Here is a 16,998-nt window from a genome sequence, read left to right as displayed (position 1 = left end):
GCAATGGCCCCGCACACAGCCTCGCCGCACCACTCGCCCTAGAATCGACGGGTGAACGCCGAACCCGACCGCCTCGATTCCCCCGCTGCCGCCCCCGAACGATCGGCCGCGGCGCGCCGCCGCATTCTCGAACTGCCCGACGAGCTCATCAGCCAGATCGCCGCAGGTGAAGTCATCGAACGCCCTGCTTCGGTGGTCCGCGAACTGGTGGACAACGCGCTCGATGCCGGCGCCCGCCAGATCACCGTCCGGCTGCTGGCCGGCGGCGTGCGCGCCATCGTGGTCGAGGACGACGGCCTGGGCATTCCGCGCGACGAGTTGCCGATCGCCTTCAAGCGCCACGCCACCAGCAAGATCCACAGCCTCAAGGAACTGGAGTCGGTCTCGACCATGGGTTTCCGGGGCGAGGCGCTGGCCGCCATCAACTCGGTCGCCGAGGCGTCCATCCTTTCACGCTGCCCCTCTGCGCAGGCGCATGGCGAACATGCGTGGCTGCTGGACGGCCGCAGCGGCGAGTTGCAGCCGGCAGCCCGGGCGACGGGCACCACGGTCGAGGTCAAGGAGCTGTTCTTCAGCACCCCCGCCCGCCGCAAGTTCCTCAAGACCGATGCCACCGAGCTCGCGCATTGCATCGAAGCCGTGCGGCGCCACGCGCTGGCCCGGCCCGATGTGGGCTTTGCCATCTGGCATGAAGGCAAGCTGGTCGACCAGTGGCGTGCGCACGATGGCGTGACGGCGGACGGCAGCACGCCGCTCGAGCGCCGCCTGGCCGATGTGCTGGGTGCCGATCTGCTGGCCGCCAGCCTGCGCATCGACTACACCAGCTCGGCCCAGGCCGACCATGGCGACGGCCGTTACGGCCCTGCCGTGCGCATCACCGGACGCGCCGGCCTGCCCGACCACTCCCGCGCGCGGGGCGACCAGCAATATGCCTACGTCAATGGCCGTTTCGTGCGGGACAAGGTCATCGCGCACGCCGCGCGCAGTGCCTATGAAGACTTCCTGCACGGCCAGCGTCAGCCGGTCTATCTGCTGCACATCGAAGTCGCCCCCACGCGCGTCGACGTGAACGTGCACCCGACCAAGATCGAGGTCCGGTTCCGTGACAGCCGCGAGGTGCATCAGGCCGTGCGGCACGGTGTGGAAAATGCCCTGTCGGCGCCGCGTGCGGCGGCGGCAGGCCAGGATGCGGCGGCGGTCAACCCGCTTCTCGCAACGCCCCCCGCGAACCCGATCCCGGGTGAATCGGGCGCACCGGGCGCTATCCCTCGTACCGGCAGGCCGCTCGACTACCACTGGACCCAGCCCGCCATGGCGCTGCAGGGCCATCGTGTCAGCGAGCTCGGCGCACTGTGGCAACGCCAGCCGCGCGACGACGAGGGCGCTGCACCCGGCGCAGCCTCGTCGGCGGCCCCATCGGACGATGGTCCTCGCGGCGTCCCCCTGCCCTCGCCGGCCGCGAGCCCGGGCACGTCATTCACCACGCAGGCCGGCGGTCTTGCACAAGAGACGGCGACCGGCGAGCCCCCCTCACCGGCTTCGGCCGCGGCCGCGGCCGAAGAGTGGCCGCTGGGCCGCGCACTGGCTCAGCTCATGGGCATCTACATCCTGGCCGAGAACCGCCAGGGACTGATCATCGTGGACATGCACGCGGCCCATGAACGCATCGTCTATGAACGACTGAAGCAGCAGTTCAGCCAGTCCCGCATCGCCAGCCAGCCCCTGTTGATCCCCGCGACCTTCGCGGCGACACCGGCCGAAGTCGCGGCCGCAGAAAGCCACGGCGACACCCTGGCCCGCCTGGGCCTGGACATCTCGCCGTTCTCGCCCCGGACACTGGCGGTGCGCGCCATGCCGTCGGCCCTGATCCGCGGCGACAGCGGCGGGCAGGCGGTCGAGCTGGCCCGGGCCGTGCTGACCGAACTGGCGACCCAGGAAGCCACCACGGTCATCGAACGCGCCCAGGATGAACTGCTGGGCACCATGGCCTGCCACGGCTCGGTGCGTGCCAACCGGCAACTGACGGTCCCCGAGATGAACGCGCTGCTGCGCCAGATGGAGGCGACCGAACGCTCGGACCAGTGCAACCATGGCCGGCCGACCTGGCGGCAGGTCACGCTCAAGGATCTCGATTCGCTGTTCCTGCGCGGCCGCTGAGGCGGCGGAGTCCGCCGGGGCGGACCGCAACGCGCGCGGGCACGTCCGACCCGCCTGCTGGCCCCGCGGCTGCGCGAAACCTACTGCAACGTGCCGTCGAGGCCTTCGGGCAGCGGCAGGCTCACCACGTCGATTCCCTCTTCGGCAAGGGCCTGGCGCTCTTGGGGACTGGCCTGCCCTCTGATCCCATGGGCCTCGCTCTCGCCGTAATGCATGCGGCGGGCTTCCTCGGCAAAACGGGGACCGACATCTTCGGTATTGCGCAGCACGTGCCGCACCGCCTCCAGGTAAGCGGCCTGCAAGGCGACCTGTGTCTCGGAGGGCGGGGGATTGTCGGCCGGCACGCGGGCCTGCGGCACGACCGGCGGCGCGGCGCGCCGTGCAGCCGGGGCCGCCGAAGCCGAAGGCTGGACCGCCGCCGGCAGCGCATTGCTCTTGCGGTTGAGCCGGGGCGCACTGATCAGCCGCTGGACCGCTGCATCGCCGCAGACCGGGCAGGTCAACAGGCCGCGCGCCAGTTGGCTGCGGTAGTCGTCTTCGCTGCCGAACCAGCCTTCGAACACATGCTGATGGGCACACTGCAGATCCAGGACTTTCATGGCCGAATTATCGGGCAGAGACGGTCGGCGTGTGCGGCCCCGTCCCTCGCGCAGCCGCGCCGACGTCGCGCCAGCCTTCCTGACCTTCGGCCAGGGGCGGGAGGAAGCATCGGAATGGCAAGAAATGCACTGAAACAGTGCAATTCATCTTGCGTCGTCGGCTCTTTCGGCCCAGGAAATCGCTGCGTTTTTACAACACGGGTAAGTACCAGAAATCGGTTTCAGGCTTCCACCCAACAATCGCGCACTGCATCATGCGAATGCATCCCGAAAACAGGGGATGGATGCACTCAGGGCGGACGTGTGACGGACAAAAAACAGACCAGGCACGACCATTGCAGGAATAGCACCGGGCGAACTTTTCATCGCCCAGGGGGTCTGTGACGATGATGATGACGACGATTGCACGACGCTGGGCCGCCTGGATGCTGTTGGCACTCCTCGCGGTGGCCGGCCTGATTGGCTGCTCGGCCCTGGACGAGCGCCAGCGTCAGTTCATCTTTAATCCCGGCATCAGCCGCTGGGGCCATGGCGACATGGATCTGAAGGACGTGTGGATTCCCTTCACGTCGCGCCTGACCTCCGAATCCGTCAAGATGCACGGCCTCTGGCTGGGCGACGCGCCGGCGATGCTGGGCACCAAGCAGCCGGTCGTGCTGTACCTGCACGGCGCGCGCTGGGACGTATGGGCCAGCCGGACCCGCATCAGCCGGCTGCACGACATGGGATTTGCCGTGCTCGCCATCGACTACCGGGGATTCGGCAAGACCACGAGCGGCCTGAGCGAAGGCAGCACGCCCAGCAACACCCTGCCCTCCGAGAGCATGGCCTACGAAGACGCGCAGGCCGCCTGGAACTGGCTGGCCGAGCGTTTTCCCAAACAACCGCGCTACATCTACGGCCACTCGCTGGGCGGCGCCATCGCCATCGATCTGGCCAGCAAGGTCAACGACGAGCGGGGCACCATCGTCGAGGGCACATTCAGCTCGGTACGCGATGTCTTCGCCACCACCAACTGGGGCTGGCTGCCCATCGGCCCGCTGCTGACCCAGCGTTTCGAGTCCATCGACAAGGTGCGCCGCATCGGCTCGCCGCTGCTGGTGGTGCATGGAAGCGACGACGAGATCATCAAACCCATCCTGGGCGAGCGGCTCTATGCGGCCGCCAACTCGCCCAAACGTTTCATCATGGTCGAGGGCGGCAACCACCACAACACCAGCAGCGTGGGCATGGAACAGTACAGCAAGGCCTTGAAGGACCTGTTCGGCATACTGCCGCCAGCCGCCCATGAACTGCCGCCCGCTCTGGCCGACGCCGGCAACGCAGCGGCTCCGGCCTCCATCGGCACGGGAGCGACGCCCGGCCCCGTGGCCGCAGCATCGGTGATCGGCCTGGCGACCACCAAACAGCCGGTCAAACCCCGGTCGTCGACCAGCCGAAACGGCTCGCTCAAGCAGGCTGCCACGTCAGGGACCAGCGACCTTCCGTCACGTTCTGCAGCCACAAGCAACAGCTGAGCGTCTTGGCATCGGTCACCTGCCCATCGCGGCAGGCCGCCAGCAGCTCGTCGATCGACATCGTCGCCAGATCCAGGAATTCACCTTCGTCGAGCGATCGCTCGCCGGCCTTCAGCCTGCGTGCAAAATAGATGTGGATCACTTCGGTGGAGTAGCCGATGGCCAGATGGGTCGAGGCGGCATAGGCCCACTCCTCGGCGGTGTAGCCGGTCTCCTCGCGTAGCTCGCGCTGACCGCAGCCCAGGGGATTCTCGCCCGCATCGAGCTTGCCGGCCGGCAGTTCCAGCATGACCTGCCCGACCGGGTAACGAAACTGCCGCTCCAGCAACACCCGCCCGTCGTCCAGCAGCGGAACCACCACCACGGCCCCCGGATGGACCACGTACTCACGGGTGGCCGAACCGCCATCGGGCAGCCGGACGGTGTCGCGGTGCACCGTGAGGAAGTCGCCGCGGTGCACGACTTCCCGGCTCAGCAGGGTTTCGGCCAGGTGGAGGTCTGGAGAGGAATCACGCATAGGTCACTCTTGGATACGCCGATCGGCAAAAAAGAACAGAAAAAGAGGAATGGGCAACACGCCTTGCAACGCCCAGCCGCATCAACGCCGCCGAAGCAGCAGGTAACGGTAGACAAACCCGGGAAACGCCAGGATCAGGAACAACGCTGCGGTAATGGCAAAGAACTCCCACCCCTGGGACCAGACCGGCCCCATGCGGGCCTCGACCAGCCACGAAAGGCCCAGAGTGGTGCCATACAAAGCCAACAGCAGCAAGGCCCGCACCGCCAAACGGCAGCCGCGCCATTCGGCGACAAAGGGGAGATTGGCCAACACGGCGGCCACGATCAGCAAACACAGAGCCAGCCAGGGAGACATGGGACGACGAATTCCTTGCGCACGGCAGCACCGACCGGCCACCGAACCATAAAAAAACCCAGGATACCGCAAGGCATCCTGGGCTGCTGCGGGCGCCGCGGCGCCTTTACTTGTTCAGCAGGTTCGCGATGGCCTGCCCACACAGCGTCATCAGGCCGCCGGGCATCAGGCCCAGGACCAGGATCAACGCGCCGTTGACCGTCAGCAGGCCACGTGCATGCAGCGGCACATTGACGGCGATCTCGCGGCCGGCGGGCGGCTCGTCGAAGTACATGACCTTGACCACCCGCAGGTAGTAGAAGGCACCGATCAGCGACATGACCACGGCAAAAATGGCCAGTGCGACATAACCCGTGATTCCCGTCGACACCAGGGACTGCAGCACCGACAGCTTGGCGTAGAAACCCACCAGCGGCGGCAAGCCGGCCAGCGAGAACATGGCCACCGACAGGATGCCGGTGTAGAGCGGATGGCTGTGGTTGAGGCCGGCCAGGTCACTGATGTTGTCGCATTCGAAACCTTCGTGGGACAGCAGCAGGATGCTGCCGAAAGCCACCAGCGTGGTCAGCACGTAGGTCACCACGTAGAACATGGCCGAGCCGTAGGCGAGCTCGCCGTTGAAGGTGTTGCTGTCGATGACGCCGGAGAGCAGACCCAGCAGCACGAAGCCCATCTGCGCGACGGTCGAGAAAGCCAGCATGCGCTTGAGATTGGTCTGCGCGATGGCGGCCAGGTTGCCCACCAGCAGCGAGCCCACCGACAGCACGACCAGCATCTGCTGCCAGTCGAAGGCCAGCGGCAGCAGGCCTTCGACCAGCAGGCGGATGCTGATGGCGAAGGCGGCCAGCTTGGGCGCGCCGCCCACCAGCAGCGTCACCACGGTGGGGGCACCGTGATAGACGTCGGGAATCCACATGTGGAAAGGAACGACACCCAGCTTGAAAGCGAGGCCGGCGACGACAAACACCAGCGCAAGGATCAGCACGAAGGGGATACCGGGGGCGTTGTTGAGGGCAGCCGAGATTTCGTTGATGTCGAGCGTGCCGGTCGAGCCGTACAGCATGGACAGGCCATAGAGCAGGAAACCGCTGGCCAGAGCGCCCAGCACGAAGTACTTCATGGCGGCTTCGGTCGCCATGGCGTGATCGCGGCGCAGGGCCACCAGGGCATAGCTCGACAGGGTCAGCAGCTCGAGGCCCAGGTACACGATCAGCAGGTTGTTGGCCGAGATCATGATGAAGATGCCCAGCAGCGCGAACAGCGACAGCGTGAACAGCTCGCCGCCGCGCAGCATGCCGCGGTCGGTGGCGTAGTTGCGGCCATAGACCAGGGTCACGCCCGTGGCGATGGCGGCGAAGCACTTGAGCCAGTTGCCCATGGCATCGCTGACCACCATGTTGCCCCAGCCGTATATCACGTCGCCCGTGACGGCGTAGTAGCCCTGCATGGCGGCGACGACCGCCAGCGTGACCAGGGTCAGGGTGTAGGTAGGCGTGCGGTACTTGCCCTGGACCGAGAGGTCCACGAGCAGGATCACGCAGGCCATCACGAGCAGGAGCAGGTCGGGATAGATCGCGATCCAGCTGAGTTGATCAAGCATTGGTTTCTCTCTTGTCTCTGTAGGCGTGCCGAATCAGTTCAGCTTGGAAATGGCCACGTGGCGCAGCAGTTCGAAGATGGAGGCATGCATGACGTCGGTGAAGGGCTTGGGGTACACGCCCATGTAGATCACCGGGATGGCCAGCAGCGTCAGCATCAGGAACTCGCGGCCGTTGATGTCGGTCAGCTCGCGCACATGTTTGTTCGTGATCGGTCCCAGGTAGACACGCTTGAACATCCACAGGGTGTAGCCGGCACCGAAGATCAGCGCGGTCGCTGCGGCCATGCCGATCCAGAAGTTGTACTTCACGGCTGCCAGGATGACCATCCATTCACCGACGAAACCGGCGGTACCGGGCAGACCGGCATTGGCCATGCAGAACAGCAACGCAAAGGCCGCGAACTTGGGCATGACGGTCACGACACCGCCGTAATCGGCGATTTCACGCGAATGCATGCGGTCGTAGAGCACGCCGATGCACAGGAACATCGCGGCCGACACGAAACCGTGGGCCACCATCTGCACCACACCGCCCGCCAGACCCATCTCGACGAACAGGAAGATGCCCAGGCTGACGAAGCCCATGTGCGCGACGGACGAGTACGCCACCAGTTTCTTCATGTCCTGCTGGACCAGCGCCACCAGACCGACGTAGATCACGGCGACCAGCGACAGCGCGATCATCAGCCAGGCGTATTCATGAGCCGCATCGGGCGCAATGGGCAGCGAGAAGCGCAGGAAACCGTAGGCACCCAGCTTCAGCATGATGGCCGCCAGATCGGCCGAACCGCCTGTCGGGGCCTCGACGTGGACGTCCGGCAGCCAGGTGTGCACCGGCCACATCGGGATCTTGACCGCAAAGGCGGCGAAGAAGGCGAAGAACAGCCAGGTCTGCTCGCTCATCGACAGCGGCAGTGCATACCAGTCGCGGATGTCGAAGCTGCCCGAGGCGTTGTAGAGGTAGATCAGGGCCACCAGCATCAGCAACGATCCCAGCAGCGTGTACAGGAAGAACTTGAAGGCCGCGTAGATGCGCCGTGGTCCGCCCCAGATGCCGATGATCAGGTACATCGGGATCAGCGTGGCTTCGAAGAACACGTAGAACAGCATGCCGTCCATGGAACAGAACACGCCGATCATCAGACCCGAAAGTACCAGGAAGGACCCGTAGTACTGGTTCACGCGGATCTTGATGACTTCCCAACTGGCGATCACCACCACCACCGTCACGAAGGCGGTCAGCGGCACGAACCAGAAGGACAGGCCGTCGATGCCCAGGTGGTAGTTGATGTTGAAACGGTCGATCCAGGCGATGTTCTCGACGAACTGCATCTCTGCCGTGCCGCCGTGGAAGGCGGTGTACAGCGGGAAGGTCACGACCAGCGCGACCAGCGATCCGATCAAGGCCAGCCAGCGGACCAGATTTTCCTGGCCGGGACGGCCGAAAGCGATCAGTGCGGCACCCCAGATGATCGGTACCCAGATGGCAAGGCTCAGCAAACCCATTTTGTTCTACTCCTCAACCGTTGAGCCATTGCGTCAACATCGGCCAGCTGACAAACCATGTCAGCAGGATCAGCACACCCGCGATCATCGCCAGCGCGTAGTGGTAAATGAAGCCCGACTGCAACCAGCGGACCAGGCCGGAGAACCAGCCGACGACCTTCCAGGAACCGTTGACCACCAGGCCGTCGATCAGCGCCTGGTCGCCGCCCTTCCAGAGGCCGCGGCCCAGCAGGCGGGCACCGGCGGCAACGATGTTCTCGTTGATCCAGTCGAGGTAGTACTTGTTTTCGAGCAGGCGGTAGATCGGACCGCAGTGGCGCTTGATCGCGGTCGGCACGGCCGGGTTGATCATGTACATGTAATAGGACAGCGCCACGCCGGCGATGGCCAGCCACAGGGGCGGCGTGTACAGCGCGTGGGCAGCCATGGCCAGCGGGCCGTGGATGAGTTCGCGCAGCTCGGCCATGGCCGGATGCTTGGCGGTGTCGACGAAGATCACGCCGTCGAAGAAGCTGCCGAAGAGCATGGGCATGAGCGTGAAGAAACCGACCAGCACCGAAGGCACCATCAGCAGCAGCAGCGGCACCGTCACCACCCAGGGCGACTCGTGGGGCTTGTGGGCGTCGTGGTGGTCATGGCCGTGGCCGTCGTCGTGCGCGCCATGCGTGTCGTGCGCATGATCGTCGTCGTGATGGCCGTGGTGCGCATCGGGATTCTGGTCGTAGCGTTCCTTGCCGTGGAAGACCAGGAAATACAGCCGGAACGAATAGAAGGCGGTGATGAACACACCGGCCAGCACGGCGAACGAGGCAAAGCCCGCAGCCGGCAGGTTGCTGGCGTGCACGGCCTCGATGATGGCGTCCTTGGAATAGAAACCCGAGAACAGCGGCGTGCCGATCAGGGCCAGCGAAGCCAGCAGGAAGGTGATCCAGGTGATGGGCATGTACTTGCGCACGCCGCCCATCCAGCGGATGTCCTGGTTGTGATGCAGACCCATGATCACCGAGCCGGCACCGAGGAACAGCAGCGCCTTGAAGAAGGCGTGCGTCATCAGGTGGAACACGGCGACCGAGTAGGCCGAAGCACCCAGCGCCACGGTCATGTAACCCAGTTGCGAGAGCGTGGAATAGGCCACGACGCGCTTGATGTCGTTCTGGATGATGCCCAGGAAACCCATGAACAGCGCGGTGATGGCACCGATGATCAGGATGAAGTTGAGTGCCGCATCCGACAGTTCGTACAGCGGCGACATGCGCGCCACCATGAAGATGCCGGCCGTCACCATGGTCGCCGCGTGGATCAGCGCCGAGATGGGGGTCGGGCCTTCCATCGAGTCGGGCAGCCAGATGTGCAGCGGGAACTGGGCAGACTTGCCCATGGCGCCGATGAACAGGCAGATGCAGATCACGGTGATCAGCATCCAGTCGGTGCCGGGCAACGTCAGCTGGCTGAACGAATCGACACGGGCAAAGACTTCACCGTAGTTGAGCGTACCGGTGTAGGCCACGAGCAGGCCGATGCCCAGGATGAAGCCGAAGTCGCCGACACGATTGACCAGGAAGGCCTTGAGGTTGGCGAACACCGCGGTGGGGCGGTTGAACCAGAAGCCGATCAGCAGGTAGGAAACCAGACCCACGGCCTCCCAGCCGAAGAACAGCTGCAGCATGTTGTTGCTCATGACGAGCATCAGCATGGAGAAGGTGAACAGCGAGATGTAGGCGAAGAAACGGTCGTAGCCCGCGTCTTCTTCCATGTAGCCGATGGTGTAGATGTGCACCATGAGCGAGACGAAGGTCACGACCACCATCATCATGGCCGTCAGACTGTCGACCAGGAAGCCGATCTCCATGCGGAGATCGCCGATCACCATCCAGGTGTAGAGCGTCTCGTTGAAGCGGGCCCCGTCGACGGCGACGCTGTAGAGCGTCATGGCCGAGATCACGAAGGCGATGAAGACGCCCAGGATCGTGATGCTCCGGCTGGTGCGCCGGCCGATGAGATTGCCGCCCAGAGCCGTCCCGAAAATGCCGGCCACCAGGGAGCCGACGAGCGGCGCCAGAGGCACCGCCAGCAGCGTGCTTGCGGAAAGGGTAGTGCTCATTGTTGTTTTAGCCCTTCAACGTGTCGAGTGCATCGACATTGATCGTGGAGCGGTTGCGGAACAGCTGGACCAGGATGGCCAGGCCGATCGCCGACTCGGCAGCCGCCACGGTGAGGATGAAGAACACGAACACCTGTCCGTGCATGTCACCCAGGTAGTGCGAGAACGCCACGAAGTTGATATTGACCGCCAGCAGCATCAATTCGATCGCCATGAGCAGGACGATCAGATTCTTGCGGTTGAGGAAAATGCCCACCACGGAGATCGCGAACAGGATCGCGCCCAGCGTCAGGAAATGGCTCAGGGTCAATGTCATGCTTTGCTCTCCTCCACGGCGGCCGGCGGTGCGGGCGGCAGCGCCGCGCCCGTTGCGTCGACCTTGACCAGCGCGACACGGTCGCGGGCTCGCACATGAACCTGCTGCGAGGGGTTGACGTGCTTGCTGTCCTTGCGGCCACGCAGCGTCAGCGCGATGGCGGCGATCATGCCCACCAGCAGCAGCACGGCGGCGACTTCGAGCGGGTACAGGTACTCGGTGTAGAGCAGGATGCCGAGTTCCTTGGTGTTGGAATAGTTGGCGGCCGCTTCACCGGTGAGAGCCGGCGGTGCAGGCACGTCCTGGAAGGTCAGGCCGAGCACCAGGGCGAGTTCGAGCGCGATGATCACGCCGACCACGGCTGCCAGCGGGAAATGTTTCCAGAAGCCCACGCGCAGTTCCTCGAAGTTGAGGTCCAGCATCATGACGACGAACAGGAACAGCACCATCACGGCGCCGAGATAGACCAGCACCAGGGTGATGGCCAGGAACTCGGCCTTCAGCAGGAACCACACGGCGGAGGCCTGCGAGAAGGTCAGCATCAGGTAGAGCACCGCGTGCACGGGATTGCGCGCCGTGACGACCCGGAATGCCGCAAACAGCAGCACGGCCGAGAAGAGGTAGAAGAAACCGGTTTGAACATCCATGGGACTGGTCTTTTAGAAGGTCTGGAGCCGGCTCAGCGGTACTTGGCATCGGCTGCCTTGGCGGCCGAAATCTCGTTTTCATACCGGTCGCCGACGGCCAGCAGCATGTCCTTGGTGAAGTACAGGTCGCCCCGTTTTTCGCCGTGGTATTCGAAGATGTGGGTTTCGACGATCGAGTCCACCGGGCAGCTTTCCTCGCAGAAGCCGCAGAAGATGCACTTGGTGAGGTCGATGTCGTAGCGCGTGGTGCGGCGGGTGCCGTCGTCGCGCACGTCGGACTCGATGGTGATGGCCAGCGCCGGGCAGACGGCTTCGCACAGCTTGCAGGCGATGCAGCGCTCTTCGCCGTTCTCGTAGCGGCGCAGTGCGTGCAGGCCGCGGAAACGCGGCGACAACGGTGTCTTTTCCTCGGGGAACTGGACGGTCACCTTGCGCTTGAACATGTACTTGCCGGTCAGGGCCATGCCCTTGAGCAGCTCGGTCAGCATGAAGCTCGAGATGAAGTCCCGGAAGGAAAACGAGGGACGCGAATTGCGTGGAGTCAGTACAGCGGACATGGTGGGTATTCCTCTGTTTTTAATGCCAGATATTCCAGGAGGTCTGCATCCAGCCGGCCACCACGATCAACCAGATCAGGGTGACGGGAATGAAGATCTTCCAGCCCAGACGCATGATCTGGTCGTAGCGGAAGCGCGGGAACGTGGCGCGGATCCAGATGAACAGCGACACGACAAAGAACGTCTTGAGCGCAAGCCACAGCCAGCCCGGCAGGAAGTCGAGAGCGGCGATCGGCGACAGCCAGCCACCCAGGAACATCAGCACGGCCAGGATGGAGACCAGCCACATCGCGGCGTATTCGGCCAGGAAGAAGATGGCAAAGCCCATGCCCGAGTACTCGACCATGTGGCCGGCCACGATTTCGGCTTCGCCTTCGACCACGTCGAAGGGGTGGCGGTTGGTTTCGGCAACGCCCGAGATCACGTAGACCACAAAGATGGGCAGCAACGGCAGCCAGTTCCAGGACAGCAGGTTCAGGCCCATGTCGGCGCCCATGCCGCGCGCCTGAGACGCCACGATTTCGCCGAGGTTCAGGCTGCCGGAGACCATGACGACCACCAGGAAACAGAAACCCATGGCGATTTCATAGCTCACCATCTGGGCCGATGCCCGCAGCGCGCCCAGGAAGGCGTACTTGGAGTTGGAAGCCCAGCCCGCGATGATCACGCCATAGACTTCGATGGAGGTCAGCGCCATGATCAGCAGCAGGCCTGCGTTGACGTTGGCGATCACGGCATCGGGACCGAAGGGCACGGCCACCCATGCAGCCAGCACCGGCATGATGGACATGACGGGACCCAGACGGAACAGGCCCTTGCTGGCCGCCGTCGGGTTGATGAGTTCCTTGGTCAGCAGCTTGAGCGCATCGGCGATGGGCTGCAGCAAACCGCCGGGACCCACGCGGTTGGGACCATGGCGCACCTGGATCCAGCCCAGCAGCTTGCGCTCCCACAGCGTGAGGTAGGCCACGGCGCCCAGCAGGGGCAGCAGCACGGCGAGGATCTTCAGAAAATTCCAGATGACGGGCCAGGCACCACCTGTCCACCAATCCTGAGCGACCAGATTCAGGCCGCCGTTGTACAACGCGTCGATCATGCGACGACCTCCTGGGCATGGGTGTGTGCGTGATCACCGGTCTGGTCGGTCCAGGCCTGGCCTTGACGCGCATCGGCGGTGAGCTGCAGCGCGGGCGCGCGGCGCACGATGCCGTCGAGCTGGTAGATGGTGGCCACGCAGGGCTCGCCCTCGGCTGCACCGAGTTCGACGGCCGCGGTCGTCTGGTTGGACAGCGCCGCAGCGATGTCGTGCGGCAGCGCTGCCGCACGCACGTCCTCGATGGTGTCTTGCGAGAAACCGGGAAGGCCCAGCATGTCGCCCAGCACACGCAGCACCTTCCAGCCCGGACGGGCTTCGCCCAGCGGACGCACCACGCCATGGAAGCTCTGGGCACGGCCCTCTGCGTTCACGAAGGTGCCGGCGGTTTCGGTGAAAGGCGAAATCGGCAGGATGGCGTCGCACAGGTCGAGGTTGGCCTTGAAGGGGCTGAAGCTCACGACCATGTCGGCCTGGGCCAGTCCCGCGCGGGCCTGCTCGCCGGCGGCGGAGTCGAACACCGGTTCGTTGTTGAACAGCAGCGCGGCCTTCAGACCGCCGGCCAGCATCTGGCCTGCATTCTGTCCCTGGGCGCCAGGAAGGGCTCGCACCAGTTGTGCACCCACGGTGTTGGCGGCTTCGGTGAGGTAACCGAAGGTGGCGCCGGTCTGGGCGGCAATCCACTGCGCCAGGGCCAGCAGGCTTTCGCCCTGCGCATGGTGAGCTGCGGCGTTGCCCAGCAGCACGGCCTTGCGTTCGCCCGACAGCAGGCTCGCGGCAATGGCCTTGGCACCGTCGGTGGCCTGGCCTGCGGCGGGCGCAGCCACGCCCTGGCTCTCGGCCACGGCGGCGGCGACGTCGGCCAGGGTCTGGGCCCACTGCGACGGCGCAACCGTGATGCGGCTGGCCACGGACAGGGCCCAGTCCTGCGATTCGGAATGGATCACGTGCACCGAGCCGCCCTTGCGCACGGCCTGGCGGATGCGCTGTGCAAACAGCGGGTGGTCCTTGCGCAGGTTGCTGCCGACGACCAGCACCGACTGCAGCGACGACAGGGACGCGATGGACGTGCCCAGCCAGCGCACGCCGGAAGACTGCGGGAACTGCGCGTTGCGCAGGCGGTAGTCGATGTTGTCGCTGCCCAGGCCGCGCACCAGGGCGCCGGCCAGGTAGAGTTCCTCGACCGTGCTGTGGGGGCTGACCAGAGCGCCGATGGACGAGGCACCGTACTTGGACTTGATCTGCTTGAGGCCGTTGGCCACATACTCGAGTGCGGTGGCCCAGTCGACCTCGATCCATTCACCGCCCTGCTTGAGCAGGGGCTTGGTCAGGCGCTCGGGGCCGTTGAGGGCTTCGTACGAAAAACGATCGCGGTCGGCGATCCAGCATTCGTTGACGGCCTCGTTTTCGAGCGGCACCACGCGCATGACCTTGTGGTTCTTGACCTGCACGATGAGATTGGCACCCGTCGAGTCATGCGGACTGACGGACTTGCGGCGCGACAGCTCCCAGGTCCGGGCGCTGTAGCGGAACGGCTTGCTGGTGAGCGCACCGACCGGGCAGATGTCGATCATGTTGCCCGACAGCTCGGAGTCGACGGTCTCGCCGAGCACCGTGGTGATCTCGGCGTGTTCGCCGCGATTGACCATGCCCAGTTCCATCACGCCGGCCACTTCCTGGCCAAAGCGCACGCAGCGGGTGCAGTGGATGCAGCGCGTCATCTCTTCCATCGAGATCAGCGGACCGACATCCTTGTGGAAGACCACGCGCTTTTCTTCCTCGTAACGCGAGGAGGAAGAACCGTAGCCCACGGCCAGATCCTGCAGCTGGCATTCGCCGCCCTGATCGCAGATGGGACAGTCGAGCGGATGGTTGATGAGCAGGAACTCCATCACCGACTGCTGGGCCTTGATCGCCTTGTCGCTCTTGGTGCGCACGATCATGCCTTGCGTCACGGGCGTGGCGCAGGCAGGCAGCGCCTTGGGCGCCTTTTCGACATCCACCAGGCACATGCGGCAGTTGGCCGCGATGGACAGCTTCTTGTGATAGCAGAAATGCGGGATGTAGGTGCCTGCCTTCTCGGCCGCATGCATGACCATGCTGCCCTGGCTGACCTCTACTTTTCGCCCGTCGAGTTCGATTTCGATCATTCGTGTCTACCTCTCACCTCAGGCGTGTTCGGCGGAGGCCGGAGCCTGCTGAACCAGTGCCTCGAATTCGTGACGGAAATGCTTGAGCATGCCGCGCACGGGCATGGCGGCGGCATCGCCGAGCGCGCAGATGGTGCGGCCCATGATGTTGCCGGCCACCGAGTCCAGCAGATCCAGATCCTGCGGACGACCCTGGCCATGCCAGATCCGGTCGACGACGCGCCACAGCCAGCCCGTGCCTTCGCGGCAGGGCGTGCACTGGCCGCAGGATTCGTGCTGGTAAAAATAGGACAGGCGCAGCAGGGATTCGACCATGTTGCGGCTGTCGTCCATGACGATCACCGCGCCCGAGCCCAGCATGGAGCCGGCCTTGGAGATGGAGTCGTAGTCCATGGTGCAGGCCATCATGATGTCGGCCGGCAGCACCGGAGCGGACGAGCCGCCGGGAATCACGGCCTTGAGCTGGCGACCCGTGCGCACGCCGCCGGCGAGCTCGAGCAGCTTGGAGAAAGGCGTGCCCAGCGGGACTTCGTAGTTGCCGGGACGTTCGACGTCGCCGCTGACCGAGAAGATCTTGGTGCCGCCGTTGTTGGGCTTGCCGATCTCAAGGTAGGCCTGGCCACCGTTGCGGATGATCCAGGGCACCGCCGCGAAGGTCTCGGTGTTGTTGATGGTGGTCGGCTTGCCGTACAGGCCGTAGCTGGCCGGGAACGGCGGCTTGAAGCGGGGCTGGCCCTTCTTGCCTTCGAGCGACTCGAGCAGCGCGGTTTCCTCGCCGCAGATGTAGGCGCCGAAGCCATGGTGCGCATGCAGCTGGAAGCTGAAGGCGCTGCCCATGATCTTGTCGCCGAGGTAGCCCGCGGCACGGGCTTCTTCGAGCGCTTCCTCGAACCGTTCGTAGACCTCGAAGATCTCGCCGTGGATATAGTTGTATCCCAGCGTGATGCCCATGGCGTAGGCGGCGATGATCATGCCCTCGATCACAATGTGCGGGTTGTAGCACAGGATGTCGCGATCCTTGCACGTGCCGGGCTCGCCTTCGTCGGAGTTGCACACCAGGTGCTTCTGGCCCGGGAAGGAGCGGGGCATGAAGCTCCACTTGAGACCGGTCGGGAAGCCGGCACCGCCACGGCCGCGCAGGCCGGATTCCTTGACGGTGGCGATCACCTGATCCTGCGTCAGGCCTTCGCCGCCGTCGGCAGCCAGGATACGGCGCAGGGCCTGATAGCCGCCGCGGGCCTCGTAGTCCTTGAGCCGCCAGTTGGCGCCGTTGAGACCGGCATAGATCTGAGGCTGGAGGTGGCGATCGTGGAAGCAGGTCTGCACACCGGTCGCGGTGAACTGGCCAAGCACTTGTTCAGCGTTCATGACGTCTTTCCTTCCGCAGCACGCAAGCCGTCGACCAGTTGGTCGAGCTTGTCGTTTTCCATGAAACTGCACATCGTGCGGTCGTTGACCAGCATCACCGGCGCATCGGCACAGGCGCCCAGGCATTCGCTGGGCTGCAGCGTGAACAGCCCGTCGGGCGTGGTGTCGCCGGCCGGGATGCCCAGTTTCTGCTCCAGGTACTTGAGCGCTTCGGCGCCGCGGCGCAACTGGCACGGCAGATTGGTGCAGACATTGAGCTTGTACTTGCCAACGGGACGCTGGTTGTACATGTTGTAGAAGGTCGTGACCTCGTGCACGGCGATCACCGGCATCTCGAGACGCTCGGCGATGACGCGTTCGTGCTCGGGCATGACCCAGCCGAACTCCTGCTGCACGATGGACAGGCAGGCCATCACCGCAGACTGCTTCTGCTCGGGCGGGTACTTGGCGACCTCCTGGTCGAATCGTGCGCGTGTGGCTTCGGAAATCGTGGCTGTCATGGCGTTCTCTGTC

At 64.7% G+C, this 16,998-nt stretch carries 15 protein-coding genes; 2 read left to right on the top strand and 13 right to left on the bottom strand.

The annotated features are described in order from the left end of the window. Positions 1 to 51: 51 nt before the first annotated feature. Entirely contained in the window at positions 52 to 2,157 is a 2,106-nt protein-coding gene (gene mutL, locus EC845_RS19135; RefSeq protein WP_123299736.1) for a DNA mismatch repair endonuclease MutL, read from the top strand. A gap of 80 nt (positions 2,158 to 2,237) precedes the next feature. On the opposite strand, the gene EC845_RS19130 is transcribed toward mutL, so the two are convergent. Further along, positions 2,238 to 2,756, bottom strand: coding sequence for a DUF1178 family protein (locus EC845_RS19130; RefSeq protein ID WP_123299735.1), 519 nt, complete (start codon positions 2,754 to 2,756; stop codon positions 2,238 to 2,240). A 386-nt stretch (positions 2,757 to 3,142) separates the two neighbouring features. On the opposite strand from EC845_RS19130, the gene EC845_RS19125 reads away from it, so the two are divergent. Beyond that, entirely contained in the window at positions 3,143 to 4,273 is a 1,131-nt protein-coding gene (locus EC845_RS19125) for an alpha/beta hydrolase (RefSeq protein WP_233598174.1), read from the top strand. Here the strand turns inward: EC845_RS19125 and EC845_RS19120 are convergent. The 12 genes from EC845_RS19120 to nuoE form a co-directional block, all read right to left on the bottom strand. Further along, positions 4,206 to 4,790 (bottom strand): NUDIX domain-containing protein, encoded by a 585-nt coding sequence (locus EC845_RS19120; RefSeq protein WP_123299734.1) that lies wholly within the window; start codon positions 4,788 to 4,790, stop codon positions 4,206 to 4,208. The two genes, EC845_RS19125 and EC845_RS19120, sit on opposite strands and share 68 nt — an antisense overlap. An 81-nt stretch (positions 4,791 to 4,871) precedes the next feature. Then, positions 4,872 to 5,147 (bottom strand): DUF2818 family protein, encoded by a 276-nt coding sequence (locus EC845_RS19115; RefSeq protein WP_123299733.1) that lies wholly within the window; start codon positions 5,145 to 5,147, stop codon positions 4,872 to 4,874. A gap of 106 nt (positions 5,148 to 5,253) precedes the next feature. Then, positions 5,254 to 6,747, bottom strand: a complete 1,494-nt coding sequence (gene nuoN / locus EC845_RS19110) for an NADH-quinone oxidoreductase subunit NuoN (protein ID WP_123299732.1) — start codon at positions 6,745 to 6,747, stop codon at positions 5,254 to 5,256. 33 nt (positions 6,748 to 6,780) lie between these two features. Continuing rightward, entirely contained in the window at positions 6,781 to 8,253 is a 1,473-nt protein-coding gene (locus tag EC845_RS19105; RefSeq protein WP_123299731.1) for an NADH-quinone oxidoreductase subunit M, read from the bottom strand. Between the two features lie 13 nt (positions 8,254 to 8,266). Continuing rightward, positions 8,267 to 10,354 (bottom strand): NADH-quinone oxidoreductase subunit L, encoded by a 2,088-nt coding sequence (gene nuoL, locus EC845_RS19100; protein WP_123299730.1) that lies wholly within the window; start codon positions 10,352 to 10,354, stop codon positions 8,267 to 8,269. Between the two features lie 7 nt (positions 10,355 to 10,361). Beyond that, on the bottom strand, positions 10,362 to 10,670 hold the full coding sequence (gene nuoK / locus EC845_RS19095) for an NADH-quinone oxidoreductase subunit NuoK (RefSeq protein ID WP_123299729.1): 309 nt from the start codon (positions 10,668 to 10,670) through the stop codon (positions 10,362 to 10,364). Then, a complete protein-coding gene (locus tag EC845_RS19090) occupies positions 10,667 to 11,317 on the bottom strand; it encodes an NADH-quinone oxidoreductase subunit J (protein ID WP_123299728.1) in 651 nt (216 codons plus the stop codon). Before EC845_RS19090 ends, nuoK begins: the two co-directional genes overlap by 4 nt. 32 nt (positions 11,318 to 11,349) lie before the next feature. Beyond that, on the bottom strand, positions 11,350 to 11,874 hold the full coding sequence (gene nuoI, locus EC845_RS19085) for an NADH-quinone oxidoreductase subunit NuoI (protein WP_123299727.1): 525 nt from the start codon (positions 11,872 to 11,874) through the stop codon (positions 11,350 to 11,352). A gap of 19 nt (positions 11,875 to 11,893) precedes the next feature. Next, complete coding sequence (gene nuoH / locus EC845_RS19080) at positions 11,894 to 12,970, bottom strand: NADH-quinone oxidoreductase subunit NuoH (protein ID WP_123299726.1); 1,077 nt, start codon at positions 12,968 to 12,970, stop codon at positions 11,894 to 11,896. Continuing rightward, positions 12,967 to 15,117, bottom strand: coding sequence for an NADH-quinone oxidoreductase subunit NuoG (gene nuoG / locus EC845_RS19075; RefSeq protein WP_123299725.1), 2,151 nt, complete (start codon positions 15,115 to 15,117; stop codon positions 12,967 to 12,969). Before nuoG ends, nuoH begins: the two co-directional genes overlap by 4 nt. Before the next feature lie 18 nt (positions 15,118 to 15,135). After that, positions 15,136 to 16,485, bottom strand: coding sequence for an NADH-quinone oxidoreductase subunit NuoF (nuoF, locus tag EC845_RS19070; RefSeq protein WP_123299724.1), 1,350 nt, complete (start codon positions 16,483 to 16,485; stop codon positions 15,136 to 15,138). Beyond that, positions 16,482 to 16,985 carry an NADH-quinone oxidoreductase subunit NuoE gene (nuoE, locus tag EC845_RS19065; RefSeq protein WP_123299723.1) on the bottom strand — a complete coding sequence of 168 codons (504 nt, stop codon included), beginning with the start codon at positions 16,983 to 16,985 and terminating at the stop codon, positions 16,482 to 16,484. Before nuoE ends, nuoF begins: the two co-directional genes overlap by 4 nt. Between the last annotated feature and the right edge of the window lie 13 nt (positions 16,986 to 16,998).

Origin of the sequence: Comamonas sp. BIGb0124 (genome assembly GCF_003752175.1) — a bacterium.
Lineage (GTDB): Bacteria > Pseudomonadota > Gammaproteobacteria > Burkholderiales > Burkholderiaceae_C > Comamonas_F.
The sequence above is the reverse complement of the archived record's forward strand: the minus strand, read 5'-3'. Positions and strand labels throughout refer to the sequence as shown.

Bases quoted from the DNA above. Each gene is read 5' to 3' on its own strand.
- EC845_RS19130 (WP_123299735.1), bottom strand. From the start codon at position 2,756: ATGAAAGTCCTGGATCTGCAGTGTGCCCATCAGCATGTGTTCGAAGGC.
- EC845_RS19105 (WP_123299731.1), bottom strand. From the start codon at position 8,253: ATGGGTTTGCTGAGCCTTGCCATCTGGGTACCGATCATCTGGGGTGCC.
- EC845_RS19090 (WP_123299728.1), bottom strand. From the start codon at position 11,317: ATGGATGTTCAAACCGGTTTCTTCTACCTCTTCTCGGCCGTGCTGCTG.
- nuoK (WP_123299729.1), bottom strand. From the start codon at position 10,670: ATGACATTGACCCTGAGCCATTTCCTGACGCTGGGCGCGATCCTGTTC.
- nuoF (WP_123299724.1), bottom strand. From the start codon at position 16,485: ATGAACGCTGAACAAGTGCTTGGCCAGTTCACCGCGACCGGTGTGCAG.
- nuoL (WP_123299730.1), bottom strand. From the start codon at position 10,354: ATGAGCACTACCCTTTCCGCAAGCACGCTGCTGGCGGTGCCTCTGGCG.
- EC845_RS19125 (WP_233598174.1), top strand. From the start codon at position 3,143: ATGATGATGACGACGATTGCACGACGCTGGGCCGCCTGGATGCTGTTG.
- nuoH (WP_123299726.1), bottom strand. From the start codon at position 12,970: ATGATCGACGCGTTGTACAACGGCGGCCTGAATCTGGTCGCTCAGGAT.
- EC845_RS19115 (WP_123299733.1), bottom strand. From the start codon at position 5,147: ATGTCTCCCTGGCTGGCTCTGTGTTTGCTGATCGTGGCCGCCGTGTTG.
- nuoN (WP_123299732.1), bottom strand. From the start codon at position 6,747: ATGCTTGATCAACTCAGCTGGATCGCGATCTATCCCGACCTGCTCCTG.
- EC845_RS19120 (WP_123299734.1), bottom strand. From the start codon at position 4,790: ATGCGTGATTCCTCTCCAGACCTCCACCTGGCCGAAACCCTGCTGAGC.
- nuoE (WP_123299723.1), bottom strand. From the start codon at position 16,985: ATGACAGCCACGATTTCCGAAGCCACACGCGCACGATTCGACCAGGAG.
- nuoI (WP_123299727.1), bottom strand. From the start codon at position 11,874: ATGTCCGCTGTACTGACTCCACGCAATTCGCGTCCCTCGTTTTCCTTC.
- nuoG (WP_123299725.1), bottom strand. From the start codon at position 15,117: ATGATCGAAATCGAACTCGACGGGCGAAAAGTAGAGGTCAGCCAGGGC.